Source organism: Streptomyces sp. NPDC048018, from assembly GCF_043202995.1.
Lineage (GTDB): Bacteria > Actinomycetota > Actinomycetes > Streptomycetales > Streptomycetaceae > Streptomyces.
In genome coordinates, this window is the sequence record NZ_JBIDBK010000003.1 from 569546 (window position 1) to 585812 (window position 16267).

Consider the following 16267-nt stretch of genomic DNA (forward strand, 5'->3'; position numbering starts at 1 on the left):
GACGATGAGCGCACCGACCCCCGCCTCCGCCCTCGACCGGCTCGCACGCCTCGACCTCGCCTTCCTCAACTGGCGCGACCCGTGGCACCCGGACGCCGGCGGCGCGGAGGCGTACGCGCACGAGATCGCCCGCCGCTTCTCGGCGGCCGGCGCGCACGTCACGTTCGTCTCCTCGCGCTACCCGGGCGCACCCGCCCGCGAGTACCGGGACGGGATGCGGATCGTCCGCGGCGGCGGGACGTTCGGCGTGTACGCGGCGGCCGGGGCGCATCTGCTGCGCAACCGGCACGCGTACGACGCCGTGATCGACTTCCAGAACGGCATCCCGTTCTTCTCCCCGCTCTTCACCCCCCGCTGGACGGCGGACCTCTGCGTCATCCACCACGTCCATCAGCGCCAGTTCGACGTCCGCTTCCGCTGGCCGCTGAACTCCGTGGGCCGGCTCCTGGAGAAGCAGGTCAGCCGGCTGGTCTACCGCGGACGGCCGGTCGTCGTGGTCTCCCCCTCCACCCGGGAGGGCGCCCGCCGCGAACTCGGCTTCGGCAACCCGCTGCACATCGTGCCCAACGGGCGCCCCACCGACCTCCCCCGCATGCCCGCCGGTACCCGCAGCACCACGCCGGCCCTGACCGTGGTCAGCCGGCTGGTGCCGCAGAAGCGGGTCGACCTCCTCGTCCGGGCGATGCCCGCGCTGCTGCGCCGGATCCCCGCGCTGCGCCTGGACATCTGCGGGGACGGCCCCGAACTGCCCGCCCTGCGCGCGCTCGTTCACTCCCTCGGGGTGGCGTCCGCCGTCAGCTTCCACGGACACGTCAGCAACGCCCGCAAGGAGGAGCTGTTCCACCGGGCGTGGCTGACGGTCGTGCCCTCGGTGGCCGAGGGCTGGGGACTCACCGTGATCGAGGCCAACGCCGTCGGCACGCCCGCCCTCGCCTTCGACGTGCCCGGGCTGCGCGACGCCATCCAGCCCGGCGTCAACGGGCGGCTGCTCGACCCGTCGGCCGATCTCGCCGACGGCATCGCCGACGCACTCGCCGACCTCGCCGACCCGGCCGCCCGCGAACGCACCGCGGCCCGCTGCCGGGCCTGGGCGGCCGCCTTCTCCTGGGACGCGAGCGCCGAACGGCTCGCCCAGGTGCTCCTGGAGGAACTGCACCGCATCCACCGGCACCGGCGGTCCCGGCGCGGGGCCAACGACCTCGCCGTGGTCACCCGGTTCACCGCGCGCGACGCCGCCGCGACCGAACGGGCCGTCCGCGAGGCACTCCGCCGGACCGACGCCTGGCACCGGGAGGGCGACGCCTTCCAGGTGCTCCTGCACGGCTGCGACGAGGTCCAGGCCCTGAACGCGCTGGCGCGGCTCGGGGTCGACGACGCGACGGTCTCCCTGGCCGGCGCCCGGGACGTCCTGGTGGGCGGGTCGTCCCGGCGCCTCGGGGCCCCGGATCCCGTGCCCGGCACCGCGTCCCCCGCCGGGGAACCGGAGCGAGGCCCGCGCTCCGTGCGCTCCGCCGACGCCCCTTCCCCGGCAGCCGCACCCGAGTCCCACCCCGCGCACCCGGCCGCAGCCGAGTCCCACCCCGCCCCCGCATCCCCGGCCGCACCCGAGCCCCGCCCCGCCCCCGCGTCCCCGGCCGCGTCCAAGCCCCGCCCCGCGCCCGCCCCCCTCTCCCGGCCCGCACCCGCGAGGGAGGTCCGGCCATGAGCTCCGCCGAGTCGGTGACCCGGCGCGCGCCCGTCCTGCCGGACGAGGTGACGGCCGTGCACGGTGCGCGGTGGATCGCGACGGCCGCGGTGGCGGTCGGCGTGCTCAACTATGCGTATGCGCTGGTCCTGACCCGGCTGCTGGACGTCGCCGACTACGCGGTCTTCGCCGCCGGACAGGGGCTCGTCGTCTGCACGGCGGCGATCGCCGTGGTGACGGTGCCCTGGATGCTGGCGCAGGCACTCGCGCGGTCCCGGTCGGAGGCCGAGCGGGCCGAGGCGGTCCGGTTCGCGGTCGTCACCGGCGTGGCCGGCGGACTCCTCGCGGCGCTCGTGGCCGGGGCCGTCTCCGCGCAGTTCGCGGGGACGGCGACGACCCTGGTCATCGCGGCCGCCACCTTCCTCATCTACGTGACCCGGGTCAGCGCGGGCTGGCTGCAGGGCACCGAACGGCTGCGCACCCTGGGTGTCGTCACGACCTCCGAGGCGGTGCTCAAGACGGCGGTCGGGCTGCTGTTCGTCGCGGCCCTGGGCATGGGCCAGACGGGCGCGCTCGCCGCGTTCGGGATCGGTGTGCTGCCGTTCCTGCTGTTCCGGCCACGGGGATTCCGGGGCGGCCGCGGGCGCCCGTGGCTGGAGACCACGGCCAACCGGGCGCTGTGGCGCCGGGCGGTCGGGGTGGCCTCGCTGCAGGGCGCGGTGGCCATGATGGCGGCCGTGGACGTGATCCTCGTGGCGATGCTGCCCACCGACCGTGCGGAGGCCGCGAGTTACCAGGCCGCCGTGATGCTCGGCCGGGTGCCGCTGTTCCTCGCGGGTGCCGTCTCCATCGCCTTCCTGCCGGCCCTCTCGCGCCGCCGGGCGGACGCACCGCTCGTGGGCGACGCGCTCCGGATGTACCTCACGGTGGCGCTGCCGCTGACCGCGGTCGCCGCCACCGCGCCCGGTGCGGTCCTCTCCCGGGTCTTCCCGGCAGGCTACGGCGAGGTGGGCGTCCTGCTCTCGCTGACGGCCGTGACCGGTCTCGCGCTCGGCGCGCTCGCCCTGCTCGTGACGTTCTGCCAGGCCGTCAACGACTACGCCTGTCTGAAGCCGCTGCTCGCCGGCCTGGCCGTCTACGTGGCGGGGCTCACGTACGGCTGGACGGCGCACGGCGTCGTGGGCATGGCGGTCGGCGGCCTGGCCGGCACGCTGGTGGCGATGCTGCTCCTCGCGTTCCGGCATGCGCGCGTCCACGGCTTCGGGGCACGGCGCGCGCTCCTCGGCCCGCGGCCGCTGCTGCTGCTCGCGCTGGCCGGCGGGCTCGTCCTGCTGCGGCCCTTCCCCGTGGCCTGGTTCGGCGTCGCCGTCGTGGTCACGGGACTCGCGTTGCGGTGGTTCTTCGGGCGGCACAGCGACCCCACCGCCGGCGCCCCGGCCCCGCACGCCGCGTCCGGCCGCTCCCCCCGCACGCCCGGCCGGCGGCCGGCCGGGGACACCGCGGCCCGGCCGCCGGACGAGGAACGCTCCGTACGCCTGCTCGTGGACGCCGTCTGGCACGGCCGGCCCCGTCCGGCCACCGACGCCGACCTGTCGGCCGCGCTCGCCGTGGCCCGGCGCAACCAGGTCGAGGGCGTGCTGGCCCGCGCCTACCCGGACCGGCTGGCCGCCACCCGGGCGGAGGTGGACGCCGCGACCGCGCTCTTCCGGCGCAACCTCTTCGCGTCGACGAGCCTCCTGCGGGCCGCGGGCATCCCCACCGTGCTCATCAAGGCGGACCTGTCGGGCGACTACGTGTACGGCAACTTCGACCTCGTCGTCCCGTACGGGCGCTGGGAGCAGGCGCAGGAGGCCCTCGCGGGCTGGTACGTGCGCCGTGAGCGCTACTGGCTGGAGCGCTCGTCGAAGGTGCTGCTCGATCCGGTGAGCGGCCCGGCGGCCCATCTGCACACCGCCGTCTCGTGGTTCGGGGTGCCGGTGGTGCCGACCGACCGGCTGTTCGCGCGGGCGCTGCCCGCCGACGGGGCCGGCGCCGCCCCGGTGAACGGCAGCCGCCCCGACTGGCTGGTCCCCTGCCCCGCCGACCGGCTGCGCATCTGGCTCGCGCACGCGCTGTTCCAGAACCTGACCCTCGACCTGTCCGAACTGCTCGCCCTGCGCGCCCTGCTGAGCCCCGACGTCGTCGCCGAGGCACACCGCGAGGCGGCGCGCGAGGGCTGGTCGTCGGGGAGCGGGCGGGCGCTGGAGACGGCGCTGGACGCCATGGCGCGGCTCGACCGCGGGGAGCCCGTGCCGCTGCCGCTGCCGCTGTCCGTGGGGACCTCCCTGCGGGTCGGGGCGGAGCACTCGGGCCATCTGCTCGGCCGGGGGCGGGTGCGGGTGGCGGCCCGCGAGGCATCGCTGCGGGTGCCGCTCACGGTGGCCAAGCACGTACGGAGGAGGGAGTCATGAGCCGCCTGACGAGTGGACACGACGGAGCCGCACGGCGGGCGCCGCTGCTCGTGGCGGTGTCCGGGCCCGACCACACCGGGAAGTCCTCACTGGTGCGCGCCCTCGCGGGGCGGCTGCGCCGGCGTGGGTTCGCGGTGGTGACGGTCCACTGTTACGGCTGTGTGCTCTGCCGCTGGTTCCCGGTTCCCCCGCGGGTGAGGGAAGAGGGGGGACCGGGCGGGACGGGGGCGGGTGAGTGGGTACGGCGGTCCGCGCGTCCCGAGCGCCGGGGATCGTGGCTCCGCCGTGCCCACGCCGTGGTCGACGCGGGAGAGCTCGCGCTGCGGATCGGTGCGGCCCGGCTGGGCGTCACGGTCCTGGCCGGGGGCCGGCCCGCCGTCGTGGTGACCGACCGGGGCCCGCTGGACGGGCTGGTGAAGTTCGACCTGCCGCCGGGCCGCGGCGCCGCCGAGCGCTTCGCCCGGATCGCCGACCGCTACGATCTGACGCTCCTTCCGGAGACCCTGCCGGCCACCCTGACCGGCCGCGGCTGGGAGGCGGCGGCGGGCTCGCCGGCCGCTTGGTGGGCGCGGCACCGCGCGTGGGCGGCCCGGCTTCCCCGGGTGTCCCGGATCGACGGCGAGGGTCCTCCCGAGGCGGTCGCCGCGACCGCTCTGGAGCGCGTCCTCGCCGCCGTACCGCCGTCGCCGGACGCCGCACGCGGCTCCTCCCGCTACCAGGAGCGGGAACTCCCCCCGCCCGGCGTCCCCGAGCGGCAGAAGCGGGTCGTCGTCTCCATCTACGACGACGCCGAGAACTCCGACTACCGCGGCGGCGGCGCGCTCGTCGTGGAGAAGCTGGCGAGGCGCCTCGCGGAGCACTACCGGGTGACCGTGGTGACGGCGGGCCGCGGCGCCGGCTCCGTGGAGCGCCACGGGATCCGCTACGTGACGCTGCCGGTCTGCCGGGCCGGTCCGCGCGTCGGGCAGCTGCTGTTCCTGGCGCTGCTGCCGCTGGTGGCCCGGCGGATCCCGCACGACGTGTGGCTGGAGAGCTTCACCCCGCCGTTCTCGACGAGCTTCCTGCCGCTGGTGTCCCGCTCGCCCGTGGTCGGCATCGACCAGGGCCGCAGCGCCGAGGCGCTCTGGCGCCGCTACCACCTGCCGTTCTTCCTCGTGGAACGGGTCGGACTGCGCTGCTACCGGCACATCGTGGTGCTGAACGAGGCCGACGCCTCGGCGGTGCGCCGGCTCAGCCCGCGGGCCTCGGTGCACGTGATCGCCAACGGGGTCGAACAGCGCCAGCTCGACGACGCCCGGCTCGGCAGCGGAGACTCCATCCTCTTCCTCGGGCGGATCGACACCTGGATCAAGGGGCTCGATCTGCTCCTGGACGCCTACGACAGCGGACGGCCGCCGATGGAGCTCGTCCTGGCGGGCGGGGGAACCTCCGCCGAGGAACGCCGGCTCACGCAGCTCCTGGCGGAGCGGGGTCCCGGCGTGCGCTGGGTGGGCTACGCGGACGAGGAACTGAAGCGGAGGCTGCTGCGGGACAGCGCCTTCCTGGTGATGCCCTCGCGCCACGAGACCTTCGGTCTGGTCGCGCTGGAGGGCATGTCGTACGGGAAGCCGGTGCTCCACTTCGACCTGCCGGCGCTGCGCTGGATGCGCGGCGGCGGCGACGTGGCCGTACCGCCCTTCGACACGGCGGCGTTCGGGGAGCGGATGGCCGCGCTGGCCTCCGACCCGGTGCTGCGCGGCCGTCTGGGGCGGCAGGCGGGGCTGGCCGCACAGCACTACACGTGGGACGAGATGACGGGCGCCTATCTGGCGCTGACCCGCCGCCTCGTCGACCGGCCCGCCGCGCACCGGCGGCCGCGGAAGGACCGGAGAGTCCCATGGCCGTCGACCCGCTGACCGCACTGTCCCGCTCCGGCGCCCTGCTGGTGCTCTCACCGCATCCGGACGACGCCGTGCTGTCCTGCGGCGCGCTGCTCGGGCTGCTGCCCGACCGGTCGGCCGTGACGGTGATGACGGTGTTCACCGAGGCCGCGCCGCCGCCGCACACGCTGTCGGCCCGCCAGTTCCTGCGGCAGACGGGGGCGGTGAACGCCGAGGAGCTGTACGTGGAGCGGCGGGCGGAGGACCAGGCGGTGCTCAAGCAGCTCGGCGTGGACCGTTTCCAGGGCGGCTTCGTGGACGGTCTGTTCCGCCGCGTGCCCGCGCCCAGGCGCGGCCGCAGGCTGGCGGGCCGGCTGCTGCCCGAGTTCGACCACGTCTATCCGACCTACCGGCTGCACCTGTCGCGCGGCCGGATCTCGCCCCGGGACGCGGAGACCGTCCGGCAGGTGACCGACACCGTGCGGGAGCTGCTGCCGCACGGACGCGGGCTGGTGCTGGCACCGCTCGGGGTCGGCGGGCACGCCGACCACCTCCTGGTGCGCACGGCCGCCGCGCGCAGCGGACTGCCGGTCGTCTACTACAGCGACTTCCCCTACAACATGCAGGCGGCCCCGGACCCGGACTTCACCGGCGGGCTCCGGGCGACCGAGGCGTCCTGGGACCTCGGCCTCGACGCGAAGGCCGAACTGATCCGGGGCTACCGCACCCAGGTGGGCGCGCTGTTCCCGGACGGCGTGATCCCGCGCGTCCCCGAGGTGTACCTGCTGCCCGCCGGAGTGCCCGCCGGCCCGGCCCGCCCGCCCGGAGGTGCGACATGACCGTCCCCGGTGCCCCCGTCGCTCCCCCGGCCGAGCGGCCGGAGGAGCAGCCCGGCCCCGCGCGCCGCCTGTCGGTGGGAGCGGTGCCGACGGGTGTGTACGCGCTGGTCGCGGCGGTGCTGACGGTGGTCCTGCGGCTGGTCCTGGTGGACCGGGCACGCGACCTGTTCGTGGACGAGCTGATCTACCAGGAGCTGGGCCGCAGCGCGGCGCGCGGTGGCTTCCCGAGCACGCCCGACGGCCTGTTCTTCCTGCACCCTCCCGGCTTCTTCTATCTGGAGGCCGGCTGGATGCGCCTGCTCGGCGAGCACCAGGACGTCATCGCGCAGGTCCACTCGCTGCGGGTGCTCAACGCGCTGCTCGCCGGGGTGACGGCGGCCCTGATCGTGTTCCTGGTCGCGCGGGTGCGGTCGCGCGCGGCGGGTCTGGTGGCCGGACTGGTCTTCGCGCTGGACCAGTTCTGCATCCGGCAGAACAACCTGGTGCTCCTGGAGACCGCGACGATGATGTGGGTGCTCGCGGGCTTCCTGGTCCTGCTGCCGCTGTGCCGGGCGGAGCCACCGGCCCGGCCACGTCTGCGGGCGGTGGCCGGCGGACTGCTGCTCGGCCTGGCGGTGCTCTCGAAGGACCACTCGGCGCTGATCACGGTGCTGCCGCTGCTCCTGGCGCTGGCGCTGGGCTGGGGGCCGCCGCGCCGGCTGACCGCGCTCGCCGTCTCGGCCGCGGTGCTGCCCTACCTGGTGTACGTGACGCTCGTCGCGGGCTTCGGGCACACGGAGTCGTTCCGGGACCAGAAGACGCACGGTCTGGACCGGCTGCTCGGACTCGTGCAGGAGACCGGTTTCAACGCGCCGGGCACCCCGTCTCTCGCGGGCCGGCTCACCAGTGAACTGCCCGGCTTCGCCGTCACGTACGTGCTGCTCCTCCTGACCCCGGTGGCCCTGTTCCTGCTGCTGCGCCGCCGGGAACCGGTGTACCGGCTGCTCGCGCTCTTCGAGGCGTGCGCGATCGTCACGCTGGCCTACGCGCTCGGCATCGGCACCCTGGAGGAGCAGGCGCTGTACCTGCTGTTCGTGCCGAACCTGGTGGCGCTGGCCGTGACGGTGCCGGTGCCGCGGAGGCGGCGCACCCGGCGGGCGGCCGTCGTCGCCGGGCTCGTCGCGGTGCTCGCCGTGCCGGCGGCCGTGTACGCCCGGGACCGCGGGACCCCCGACGACGGCTTCAGCGGCCTGCAGGCGTATCTGCGACAGCACGTGCCCGCCGGGAGCGGCATCGTCACGGTGGACGGGCAGCGGACGAACGGCGTGACCTACTGGACCTTCGAGGACGGCTACCGGCTCGGCCACTGGGTCACGCCCGGCGAACGGGCGGCGCACCAGGCCCGGTACGTCATCGTGCCGTGGAAGGTCATCGAGCAGGGCTACGGCCGCTCCCCCCTGTCCGAGGTGCGCGAACTCACCCACGGCGCCCGGCTGCTGTACGCCTTCCACGGTCCCACCTACGGAACGCTGGCGCTGTACGAGCTGCCGCCGCCCCCGCCGCCGGCAGGCCCGCGATGAGCACCACCCCGCGCCGGCCGCGCGTCCTGCTCCTGACCAGCAGCCCGCTGGACGGGGCGGACGGGGCCGACGTGCGGATCGCCTCCGACGTGCTCGGTGCGCTGCCGGACGTCGAGTTCACCTGGTTCACCCAGTGGCCGCACCGGCGCGGGCGTCCGCCGCCGGACGGGCACGGCGGGCACGCGGTGCGGATCCTCTCCCGGGACGGGGTGCCGCACGTGTCGGAGCGGGTGCAGTCGGCGCTCGCCGGCGCGGTGCACGCGCGCCGCTGCGACCTGGTGCACGCCTTCCTGACGATCGGGCGGACCTTCCCGGCCTTCTCGTGGCTGCGTCCGCTGCTGCTCGGCGCCCGCCCGGTGGTGCACACGGTGCCCGGGGTCATGGACGCGGAGCTGCTGCCCCGCACCCGGCCGCTGGGCACGACGATCGCCCTGTCGGAGTCGATGGCACGCCGGCTGCGGGCCGCCCACTTCGGCGACGTACGGGTGATCCCGCCGATGATCCCGCTGGAGCACTGGCCTCCCCGGCCCCGTCCGCAGGGCCTGCCCGTGGTGCTCTACGCCGGGCACCACGACCCGCGCGGCGGGGCGGAGGCGGCGATCGACGCGGCGGCGGAGGCCGTCCGGGCGGGCGTCCGCCTCCGGCTGGTGCTCGCGATGCGGGGGCGGCCCGGGCAGGACCTGCACGCCCTGGAGGAGGCGCTGCGGGAGCGGGCCGCGGCACAGGGCCTGGCCGACACCGAGGTCCTGGGCTACGTGGACGACATGCGGGCGCTGATCGCCTCGGCGCACGTCTTCCTGTTCCCTCCGTCCGCGATCGGCGGGAAGGCCGACATCCCGCTGACGGTGCTCCAGGCGCTCGCCACCGGCCGGCCGGTGATCCTCAGCGACCTGCCGCAGTTCGCCGACTTCGGCAACGCGGTGCTGCGGGCGCCCGCGGGTGACGCCCGCCGCACGGGGCAGCAGCTGGTGTGGCTGCTGGGCCAGCCGCGCTCCTGGGACGTGCTCGCCGAGCGGGGCCGGGCCGCCGTGGAGGAACAGTTCGGACCCGAGCGGTTCGCCGCGCAGTACGCGTCGCTCTACCGGGAGCTGCTGTCATGACTCCGGTCCGGCTGCCGGTGGTGATCGGACTGCTCGCCGTACTGACGCTGGTGGCGGCCGCGTTCGGGCGCCTGCGCCCGGACGGGCAGCCGCCCCCCACGCTGTTCGGCACCCTCCAGACCGACCCGGGGCGGGCGGAGACGGAGTACGCGCACGGGCTGCGGATCGCTCATCTCCCGTTGGACTGGAGCCGGTTCGAACCGGAGCCGGGGGTGTACGACGAGGCGTACGCACGGCAGGTGCGGGAGCGGCTGCAGGCGTTCCGGGACGCCGGTCTGCGCGTGGAGCTCGGACTCGGGATCAACCACCCGCCGGACTGGCTCCCGGACGCCTACCCCGAGTCGGTGTGGGAGAACCAGTACGGCGAGCGCTCCACGAGCACCCCCAACATCGTGTTCAGCCGGCCGGTACGGGACGCGGTCGCCTCGTACGCGCGGCAGGTCAGGGCGCGGATCGGCCTGGCGGACGTGTGGGCGGTCCGGCTCGGGATCGACGAGAACGGCGAGTTCGGCTATCCGCGGGCGGTCTCGGACGGGCGGGCGGGCGGCGAGTTCTGGGCGTTCGACCGGCATGCCCAGGCGGCGAGCCCGTACCCCGGCTGGCGGCCCGGCGAGCACACGTACCGGGGGGCGCCCTTCACGGAACGACAGGTGCGGCGCTGGTACGACTGGTACCTGGCCTCCCTCGCCGACGCGGTGAACTGGCAGATCGACCTGTACACCGGGCTCGGCCACCGCGGCCCGCTGAAGGTGCTCGTGCCGGGCGCCGGTTTCTACCCCGCCGACCGGGACGCGGCCGTGGCCGCCTATCTGGACGGCCGCACGCGCGGTGCCCGCCTGATCGGTCAGGGGGTCGGCTTCTTCGCGACGCTGGGCCTCGTCCAGCACCGGGACCGGGTGCAGATCGTCACGACCGCGCTGGTGGACGGCACCGGGCGCCCCGTCGACGGCGGCTGCGCCTCCGGTGACGCGCGGCGGGTGACCACCGCCTCCGACGCGACGCTGCGGTCCTGGTCGTCGGCCCGCTGGGTGGTGGCGGTGGCGCGGGCGGAGGGCTTCCGGCACGTGGCCGGAGAGAGCGCGGGTCCCCAGGTGGCGGCGTACCGGCCGGGCACCCTGGAGGCGGCCTTCCACCAGGTGGACACCTGCGGGCTGGAGGACCTGATGTGGGCCTTCGACCACCATCTCTACGACGGGACGCCGGGGTCCTCGCTCGACGCCTACGCGGAGCTGATCAGGGACCGGGCCGCCGGCCGGTGAGCAGCAGCACTCCGGTGTCGCCGTACTCGGGCAGGGTGTGGTCCTTGGCGAGCCGGGAGATCCGCAGGTCCGTGGTGCGGGGGCCGAAGACGGCGCGCAGCGCGGACTCGTCGACCGGGCAGGCCGGCCAGACCGGTCCGTGGCCGATGCGGTAGCTCGGCATGCGCTCCATGAAGGCGGCGACGAGCCCGCCACCGGGGCGCACCGCGCGGGCGAAGGCCGCGCACAGGGCGGTGAACTCGCCGAAGTCCTCGGTGACGCTCTCGGCGACGAAGTTCATCGACGCCGTGTCGTAGTGGCCGTCGACGAGGTCGTCGGCGTCGCCCTGCACCACGTGGACCCGGGTGAGGGCCTCGGTGAGGGTCGGCGGCAGGCCGGGGTCGAGGGCGCGGGCCAGTGCGTAGAAGGGCTCCCAGCTGTCCTCGGGGCCGTAGGCGAGCTGGCGCCGCAGATAGGCGCGGCTGGCGGCACCGGGTTCCAGGGCCTCGACGCGGCGGCCGGCGCCGGTGGCCAGCATCAGCGGGTAGAGATTGGGGCCCGCGCCGAGTTCGAGGGTCCGGGCGAGCGAGCCGGGGGCGAACTGCCGGTAGAAGGCGCAGTGGTGGTGGATGACGCCCCGGTCGCACGGGTGCATCTGGCGGTAGTTCTCGGCGAGGTACTCCGCGACGGGCCAGGCGTTCCAGTCCGCGTCGCGGTTCCTGCGCACCGCCCTGCGGGTGGTGGCCATCATGCCTCCGGGGAACGGCCGGCCTGGACGGCACCGGGCTGGGCGGGGGTGCGGCGCTGGAGTGCGAAGCGCGCCGACAGGGCGGTGACGGTGTCGTTGAGCTCCTCGATCTCCTCGTCGGTGTTGGCGGCGGTGATCTGGACGCGGAAGCCGACCCGGTCGCGCGGCACGAGGGGATAGCTGGCGAGCGTCACGTAGATGCCCCGGTCCCACAGGAACGCGGCGACCGCCTCCAGCTCCGAGGCGTCGCCGAGGGGGACCTCGATGATCGGCAGGCCGTCGGTGTTGGGGGTGGCGATGCCGAGGCCGCGGACGTGGTCGAGGACGCGGACGGTCTTGCGGTGCAGGTCGGCCCGGATGGCGTCGCCGCGCGCGTCGTTGACGTCGAGACCGGCGAGGGCGGTGGCGAGCGAGGCGGTCGGCGAGGGACCGGAGTAGAGGTAGGGGGCGGCCGCGACCTTGAGGTGGTCCTTGAGGCGGCGGGGCAGGGCGAGGAAGGCGAGCAGCGAGGAGTACGCCTTGGAGAAGCCGCCGACGAGGACGATGCCGTCGTAGGTCTCGCCGAGGTGGCGCACGATGCTGTTGCCGCGCGAGCCGTAAGGGCTGGTCTCCCCCGGTCCTCGTTCGCCGATGACGCCGAAGCCGTGGGCGTCGTCGACGTACAGCAGGGCGTCGTGCTCGCGGCAGATCCGGGCGGTCGCGCGCAGGTCGGGGAAGTTGCCGGTCATGCTGTTGACGCCGTCCATGCAGACGAGCCGGGTGCCGCCGCGGGGCGACTCGCGCAGCAGGGTGTCGAGCTCCCAGGGCTCGTCGACCCGGAAGCGGTGCAGTTCGGCGCCCTGGCCGCGGGCGACCACACAGCCGTCGTAGATGGTGCGGTGGGCCTGGGACTCGACGAAGATCTGGCCGCCGGCGGCGAGCAGCGGGATGACCGACTGGTGGATGAGGGTGATGGTCGGCAGCAGCAGGGTGTCGGGGGCGCCGAGGAGTTCGGTGAGGCGTTCCTCGATGCGCGGGTAGAGCCGGGGGCTGCCGATGAGCCGGGACCAGCTGGGGTGCGTGCCCCAGGTCCGCACCTGGGGGTCGATGGAGGCCATGATCTCGGGGTCGAGGTCGAAGCCGAGGTAGTTGCAGGAGGCGAAGTCGATCAGCCAGTGGTCGTCGACGCGGAGCCGGCGGCCGTCGATCTCGTCGATGACGGCGTCGCACATGGGGCTGGTGCGCTTGAGCCGCTCCAGGTCCCGCCAGCGCATGTCGAGCTTGGCGGCCCGCGAGGCCCCGGGTTCCCCGGCGGCCCCGGCGGCCCTGGCGGCCCTGGCGGCCCGGACGGTCCTGGCGGTACGGGCGGTACGTGCCGGGCCGGCGGCCGGCCGGTGCAGGAAGGTCTCCGCCTGGTCCGCGGTCAGGGGGCGGGCGAAGAGGTAGCCCTGGCCGAAGCGGCAGCCCATGTCGGCGAGGAGGGCGCGCTGGTCCTCGTTCTCGATGCCCTCGGCGACGACCTGCAGCCCGAGGACGTCCGCGATGCGCACGATGCCCTCGACGAGGGCGACCTGCTGGCGGTCGGTGGTGATGTCGTCGATGAAGGACTTGTCGACCTTCAGCACGTCGATGGGGAACTCGCGCAGGTAGCTCAGGGACGAGTACCCGGTGCCGAAGTCGTCGATGGCGATGGACACCCCGAGGTCCTTCAGGGCGCGCATGGTGGTGCCGATCTGTTCGTCTCCGTGCATGAGGACGGACTCGGTGAGCTCCAGGACCAGGGAGTCGGGGGCCAGCCCGGAGGAGCGCAGGGTGCGCCGGACCACGTCGAGCAGTCCGGGGTCGCGGAACTGGCGAGCGGAGACGTTGACGTTGGCGCACAGCGGCGGCGTCCGGCGGTGGGCGCGCTGCCAGTTCGAGATGTCGTGGGCCGCGTGGTCGAGCACCCAGGCGCCGAGCGGCATGATGTGGCCGCTCTCCTCGGCGATGGTGATGAACTGCTCGGGCGGGACCATGCCACGCCGGGCGTGCGGCCAGCGGATCAGGGCCTCGAAGCCGGCCGGCGCCCCGTCGTCGACCTGCACGATGGGCTGGTAGCGCACGGCGAAGGAGTGGTGGGCGATCGCGTTGTCCATGCCGGCCTGCAGCTCGTGCCGGGCGACGAGCCGGGAGTGCAGCTCGGGACGGAAGCGCCGCCAGCGCTTCTTGCCCGCGGCCTTGGCCGCGTACAGGGCGAGGTCGGCGTGGCCGAGGAGTTCCTCGGCGTGGGCGCTGTCGAGGACGGTGGCGACACCGACGCTGGTCGAGACGGACACGGCGCCGTCGGTGAGGTGGAAGGGCTGGCTGAGGGTGTTCACGATCTCGGCGGCGAGGACCTCGGCGTCGCCGGGCTCGCGGGCGCCCTCGATGAGCACGGCGAACTCGTCGCCGCCGAGCCGGGCGGCGGTGTCGGTGAGCCGGAGCACGGAGGTCAGCCGGCGGGCGACGGCGACGAGGAGCTCGTCGCCGACGGAGTGGCCCATGGTGTCGTTGACGACCTTGAAGTCGTCCAGGTCGACGAAGAGCATGCAGGTGAGGGTGGACTCGCGGCGGCCGCGCAGCAGGGCCCTCTCGATCCGTTCCAGGAGCAGCACGCGGTTGGGCAGACCGGTCAGCGAGTCGTGGAAGGCGCGGTGGGTGAGCTCGCGCTCCAGTTTGCGCTGTTCGGTGACGTCCCGGAGGGTCAGCACGAGGCCGTGGACGGTCTGCTCGTCCCTCAGGTTGCTGCAGCGGACCTCGACCTCCAGGTCGGCGGAGCCGCCGTGCAGCAGCTTCCAGTCGTCGCGGGCGTCCACGTTCCCCCGGGCGCGGACCCCGGAGAGGATCCGCAGGGCGCTGACGGAGTCGCCGGGGGCGAGGAGTTCGGTGAGCGGGGTGCCCGGCAGCAGCGAGTGCCCGAACATGCTGTCCGCGGACGGGCTGGCGTACCGGACGGTGTCGTCGTCGTCGACGATGAGGATGACGTCGGACGTGTTGTGCACCAGGGTGCGGAAGTAGGCCTCGCTGGTGCGGCGGCTGACCTCCTCGCTCAGCCCGAAGCGTTCGAGGGCGAGCGCGGCCTGGGAGGCGAGGGACTGGGCGGAGGGGGCGATCTCGGACAGCTTCTTCTCCGTCCCGGCGAGGAGGAGCGCGCCGAGCAGCGGCTCGCCGGCGGCCGGGGCCTGGAGGGCGAGCGGGCAGAACAGGGCGTGCGTCTCGGGCGCGACGGCGGCGGCGACGGCCGGGTCCAGGGCGGTGACCGGGAGGAGCCGGCTGCCGTCGGCGAGGAGGTCGGCCCAGGGGACTCCGTCCGGGCCGGTGGCCTTGGGACCGGTGACCTCGACGGCCTGGAGGTTCCAGGGTTGGCGGCCGGTGGGCACCGCCGCCAGCCGGCCGCGGCGGTCGCGGGCGAGCAGCATCGTGTGGTGCGGCGTACCCGCGCCGAAGAGCGTGGCGGCGGCGGTCTCGACGGCGGCCGCGACCTCGCGCGGGCTCAGCGCCGCCACGAGCGAGGCCGCGGCGACCCGCAGGCTGCGCTCGCGGGCCTCGGCCCGGCGGTGGTCGGCCATCATGCCCCACAGGCGGACCAGGACGAGCAGGAACATGAGGGCGGAGAAGATCGCGATGACCCCGATGTCCCGGTCGGGGTCCTGGCGCAGCGACTGGAAGAGCAGCAGCGCGGGCGCGATCAGGGAGGCCATGGCGAGGAGGAAGAGCCGCCGCTCCGCCACCCGGGGCGCGGGCTCGGGCGCCAGCTCGGTCAGCCCGGTCATCGAGGGGTGCAGGGCGGCGAGGCCCCAGGCGGTGAAGAAGACGACCCAGCCGAGGTCCCAGGGGGTGCCGACCTGCCATGTGCCGTCCAGCTGCTTCACGCCGTAGACGACGTCGGAGAAGAGGATGCCGCAGGTGCCCAGGGTGAGCAGCTGAACGGCCCGGGAGCGGAGCCCGCCGGGGACGAGCAGCCGGGCCAGCATGGCCAGCATCAGGACGTCGCCCAGGGGGTACGCGATCGAGATGGCGCGCTCGACCCAGGTCATGTCGGGGGACGTGGTGAGCGGATTGATCAGATTGACCCAGGCCAGCAGTGCGAGACCGGAGGTCAGGATCAGCGCGTCGAGCGCCACGGCCATGTCGCGGCCGGCGGCCCGGCGGCGGATGAAGCCGTAGAGACCGATCGCGAAGAGGGGGTAGGTGACGAGGTAGAAGGCGTCGGCGAGGGAGGGGAACGGCCGGCTCTGGTGGAAGAAGGACTCCAGCGCGTTGTACGTGGTGTCGCCGGCGACGAACGTGAAGTTGGCGGCCGCGAGCACCAGCCACGGCCAGCGGCGGGCGGGCCGGTGCAGGTGGACGCCGGTGAGGATCGCGGCGACCCCGCTCAGACCGATGAGGGCCCACAGGACGGTGTGCCGGGACGGCACTTCGAGGTACGCGACGGTGACGCCGGCGACGAACAGCACGTAGAGAAGAGTCCAGCGGCGCAGTGGCCCGGACAGCTGTCGCAGCGGCATCCTCGACCGCCCCCTCACGCACGTTCGGGGTATTCGTCCAGTCTGTCGGGTACGGAAGGCGGGCGCACCCGCGCGTACGGGGGGTGAGGGGGTGGACACGAACGGCGCGGGGCGGAACGCGGGTCTGCCCGGAGCAAGGGAGTGCGGCGACGGGGAGGGAACCGGCCGGAGCGGGCAGGGGGCGGGGACGAGCTCCGCCCGGAACGGGCGACAAGCGGGGGCGGGGCGGCCGGGAAGAGACCGCCGCGGCCCGGCGGGCGGTCGCAACCGCGCGACGCGGGCGGG

General features: G+C 74.7%; 9 protein-coding genes. 7 read left to right on the forward strand and 2 right to left on the reverse strand.

The annotated features are described in order from the left end of the window. Window positions 1–4: 4 nt before the first annotated feature. From ACGF1Z_RS13870 to ACGF1Z_RS13900, 7 genes are read left to right on the forward strand one after another with little or no spacing between them, the layout of a single operon-like run. Window positions 5–1705 carry a glycosyltransferase family 4 protein gene (locus tag ACGF1Z_RS13870; protein ID WP_393003394.1) on the forward strand — a complete coding sequence of 567 codons (1701 nt, stop codon included), beginning with the start codon at window positions 5–7 and terminating at the stop codon, window positions 1703–1705. Beyond that, window positions 1702–4134, forward strand: coding sequence for a lipopolysaccharide biosynthesis protein (locus ACGF1Z_RS13875; protein WP_393003396.1), 2433 nt, complete (start codon window positions 1702–1704; stop codon window positions 4132–4134). The genes ACGF1Z_RS13870 and ACGF1Z_RS13875 overlap by 4 nt, the downstream gene beginning before the upstream one ends. Then, window positions 4131–6029: a glycosyltransferase family 4 protein gene (locus ACGF1Z_RS13880; protein WP_393003398.1), complete on the forward strand. Its 1899-nt coding sequence runs from the start codon at window positions 4131–4133 to the stop codon at window positions 6027–6029. The genes ACGF1Z_RS13875 and ACGF1Z_RS13880 overlap by 4 nt, the downstream gene beginning before the upstream one ends. Then, on the forward strand, window positions 6011–6832 hold the full coding sequence (locus ACGF1Z_RS13885; RefSeq protein WP_393003400.1) for a PIG-L deacetylase family protein: 822 nt from the start codon (window positions 6011–6013) through the stop codon (window positions 6830–6832). Before ACGF1Z_RS13880 ends, ACGF1Z_RS13885 begins: the two co-directional genes overlap by 19 nt. After that, window positions 6829–8391, forward strand: a complete 1563-nt coding sequence (locus tag ACGF1Z_RS13890) for an ArnT family glycosyltransferase (protein ID WP_393003402.1) — start codon at window positions 6829–6831, stop codon at window positions 8389–8391. Before ACGF1Z_RS13885 ends, ACGF1Z_RS13890 begins: the two co-directional genes overlap by 4 nt. Further along, entirely contained in the window at window positions 8388–9491 is a 1104-nt protein-coding gene (locus tag ACGF1Z_RS13895; protein ID WP_393003404.1) for a glycosyltransferase family 4 protein, read from the forward strand. The genes ACGF1Z_RS13890 and ACGF1Z_RS13895 overlap by 4 nt, the downstream gene beginning before the upstream one ends. Further along, window positions 9488–10750: a beta-galactosidase gene (locus ACGF1Z_RS13900; protein ID WP_393003406.1), complete on the forward strand. Its 1263-nt coding sequence runs from the start codon at window positions 9488–9490 to the stop codon at window positions 10748–10750. Before ACGF1Z_RS13895 ends, ACGF1Z_RS13900 begins: the two co-directional genes overlap by 4 nt. Here ACGF1Z_RS13900 and ACGF1Z_RS13905 read toward each other — a convergent pair. Together ACGF1Z_RS13905 and ACGF1Z_RS13910 are read right to left on the reverse strand one after the other, a co-directional pair. Then, entirely contained in the window at window positions 10725–11480 is a 756-nt protein-coding gene (locus ACGF1Z_RS13905) for a class I SAM-dependent methyltransferase (protein ID WP_393003408.1), read from the reverse strand. The genes ACGF1Z_RS13900 and ACGF1Z_RS13905 overlap by 26 nt on opposite strands. Beyond that, window positions 11477–15982 (reverse strand): aminotransferase class I/II-fold pyridoxal phosphate-dependent enzyme, encoded by a 4506-nt coding sequence (locus ACGF1Z_RS13910; RefSeq protein WP_393003410.1) that lies wholly within the window; start codon window positions 15980–15982, stop codon window positions 11477–11479. The genes ACGF1Z_RS13905 and ACGF1Z_RS13910 overlap by 4 nt, the downstream gene beginning before the upstream one ends. Window positions 15983–16267: the final 285 nt, after the last annotated feature.

What these genes read in the sequence shown, in the direction of transcription:
- ACGF1Z_RS13905 (WP_393003408.1), bottom strand. Translation starts at nt 11,480, where the DNA reads ATGATGGCCACCACCCGCAGGGCGGTGCGCAGGAACCGCGACGCGGAC.
- ACGF1Z_RS13910 (WP_393003410.1), bottom strand. Translation starts at nt 15,982, where the DNA reads ATGCCGCTGCGACAGCTGTCCGGGCCACTGCGCCGCTGGACTCTTCTC.
- ACGF1Z_RS13880 (WP_393003398.1), top strand. Translation starts at nt 4,131, where the DNA reads ATGAGCCGCCTGACGAGTGGACACGACGGAGCCGCACGGCGGGCGCCG.
- ACGF1Z_RS13900 (WP_393003406.1), top strand. Translation starts at nt 9,488, where the DNA reads ATGACTCCGGTCCGGCTGCCGGTGGTGATCGGACTGCTCGCCGTACTG.
- ACGF1Z_RS13890 (WP_393003402.1), top strand. Translation starts at nt 6,829, where the DNA reads ATGACCGTCCCCGGTGCCCCCGTCGCTCCCCCGGCCGAGCGGCCGGAG.
- ACGF1Z_RS13895 (WP_393003404.1), top strand. Translation starts at nt 8,388, where the DNA reads ATGAGCACCACCCCGCGCCGGCCGCGCGTCCTGCTCCTGACCAGCAGC.
- ACGF1Z_RS13870 (WP_393003394.1), top strand. Translation starts at nt 5, where the DNA reads ATGAGCGCACCGACCCCCGCCTCCGCCCTCGACCGGCTCGCACGCCTC.
- ACGF1Z_RS13885 (WP_393003400.1), top strand. Translation starts at nt 6,011, where the DNA reads ATGGCCGTCGACCCGCTGACCGCACTGTCCCGCTCCGGCGCCCTGCTG.
- ACGF1Z_RS13875 (WP_393003396.1), top strand. Translation starts at nt 1,702, where the DNA reads ATGAGCTCCGCCGAGTCGGTGACCCGGCGCGCGCCCGTCCTGCCGGAC.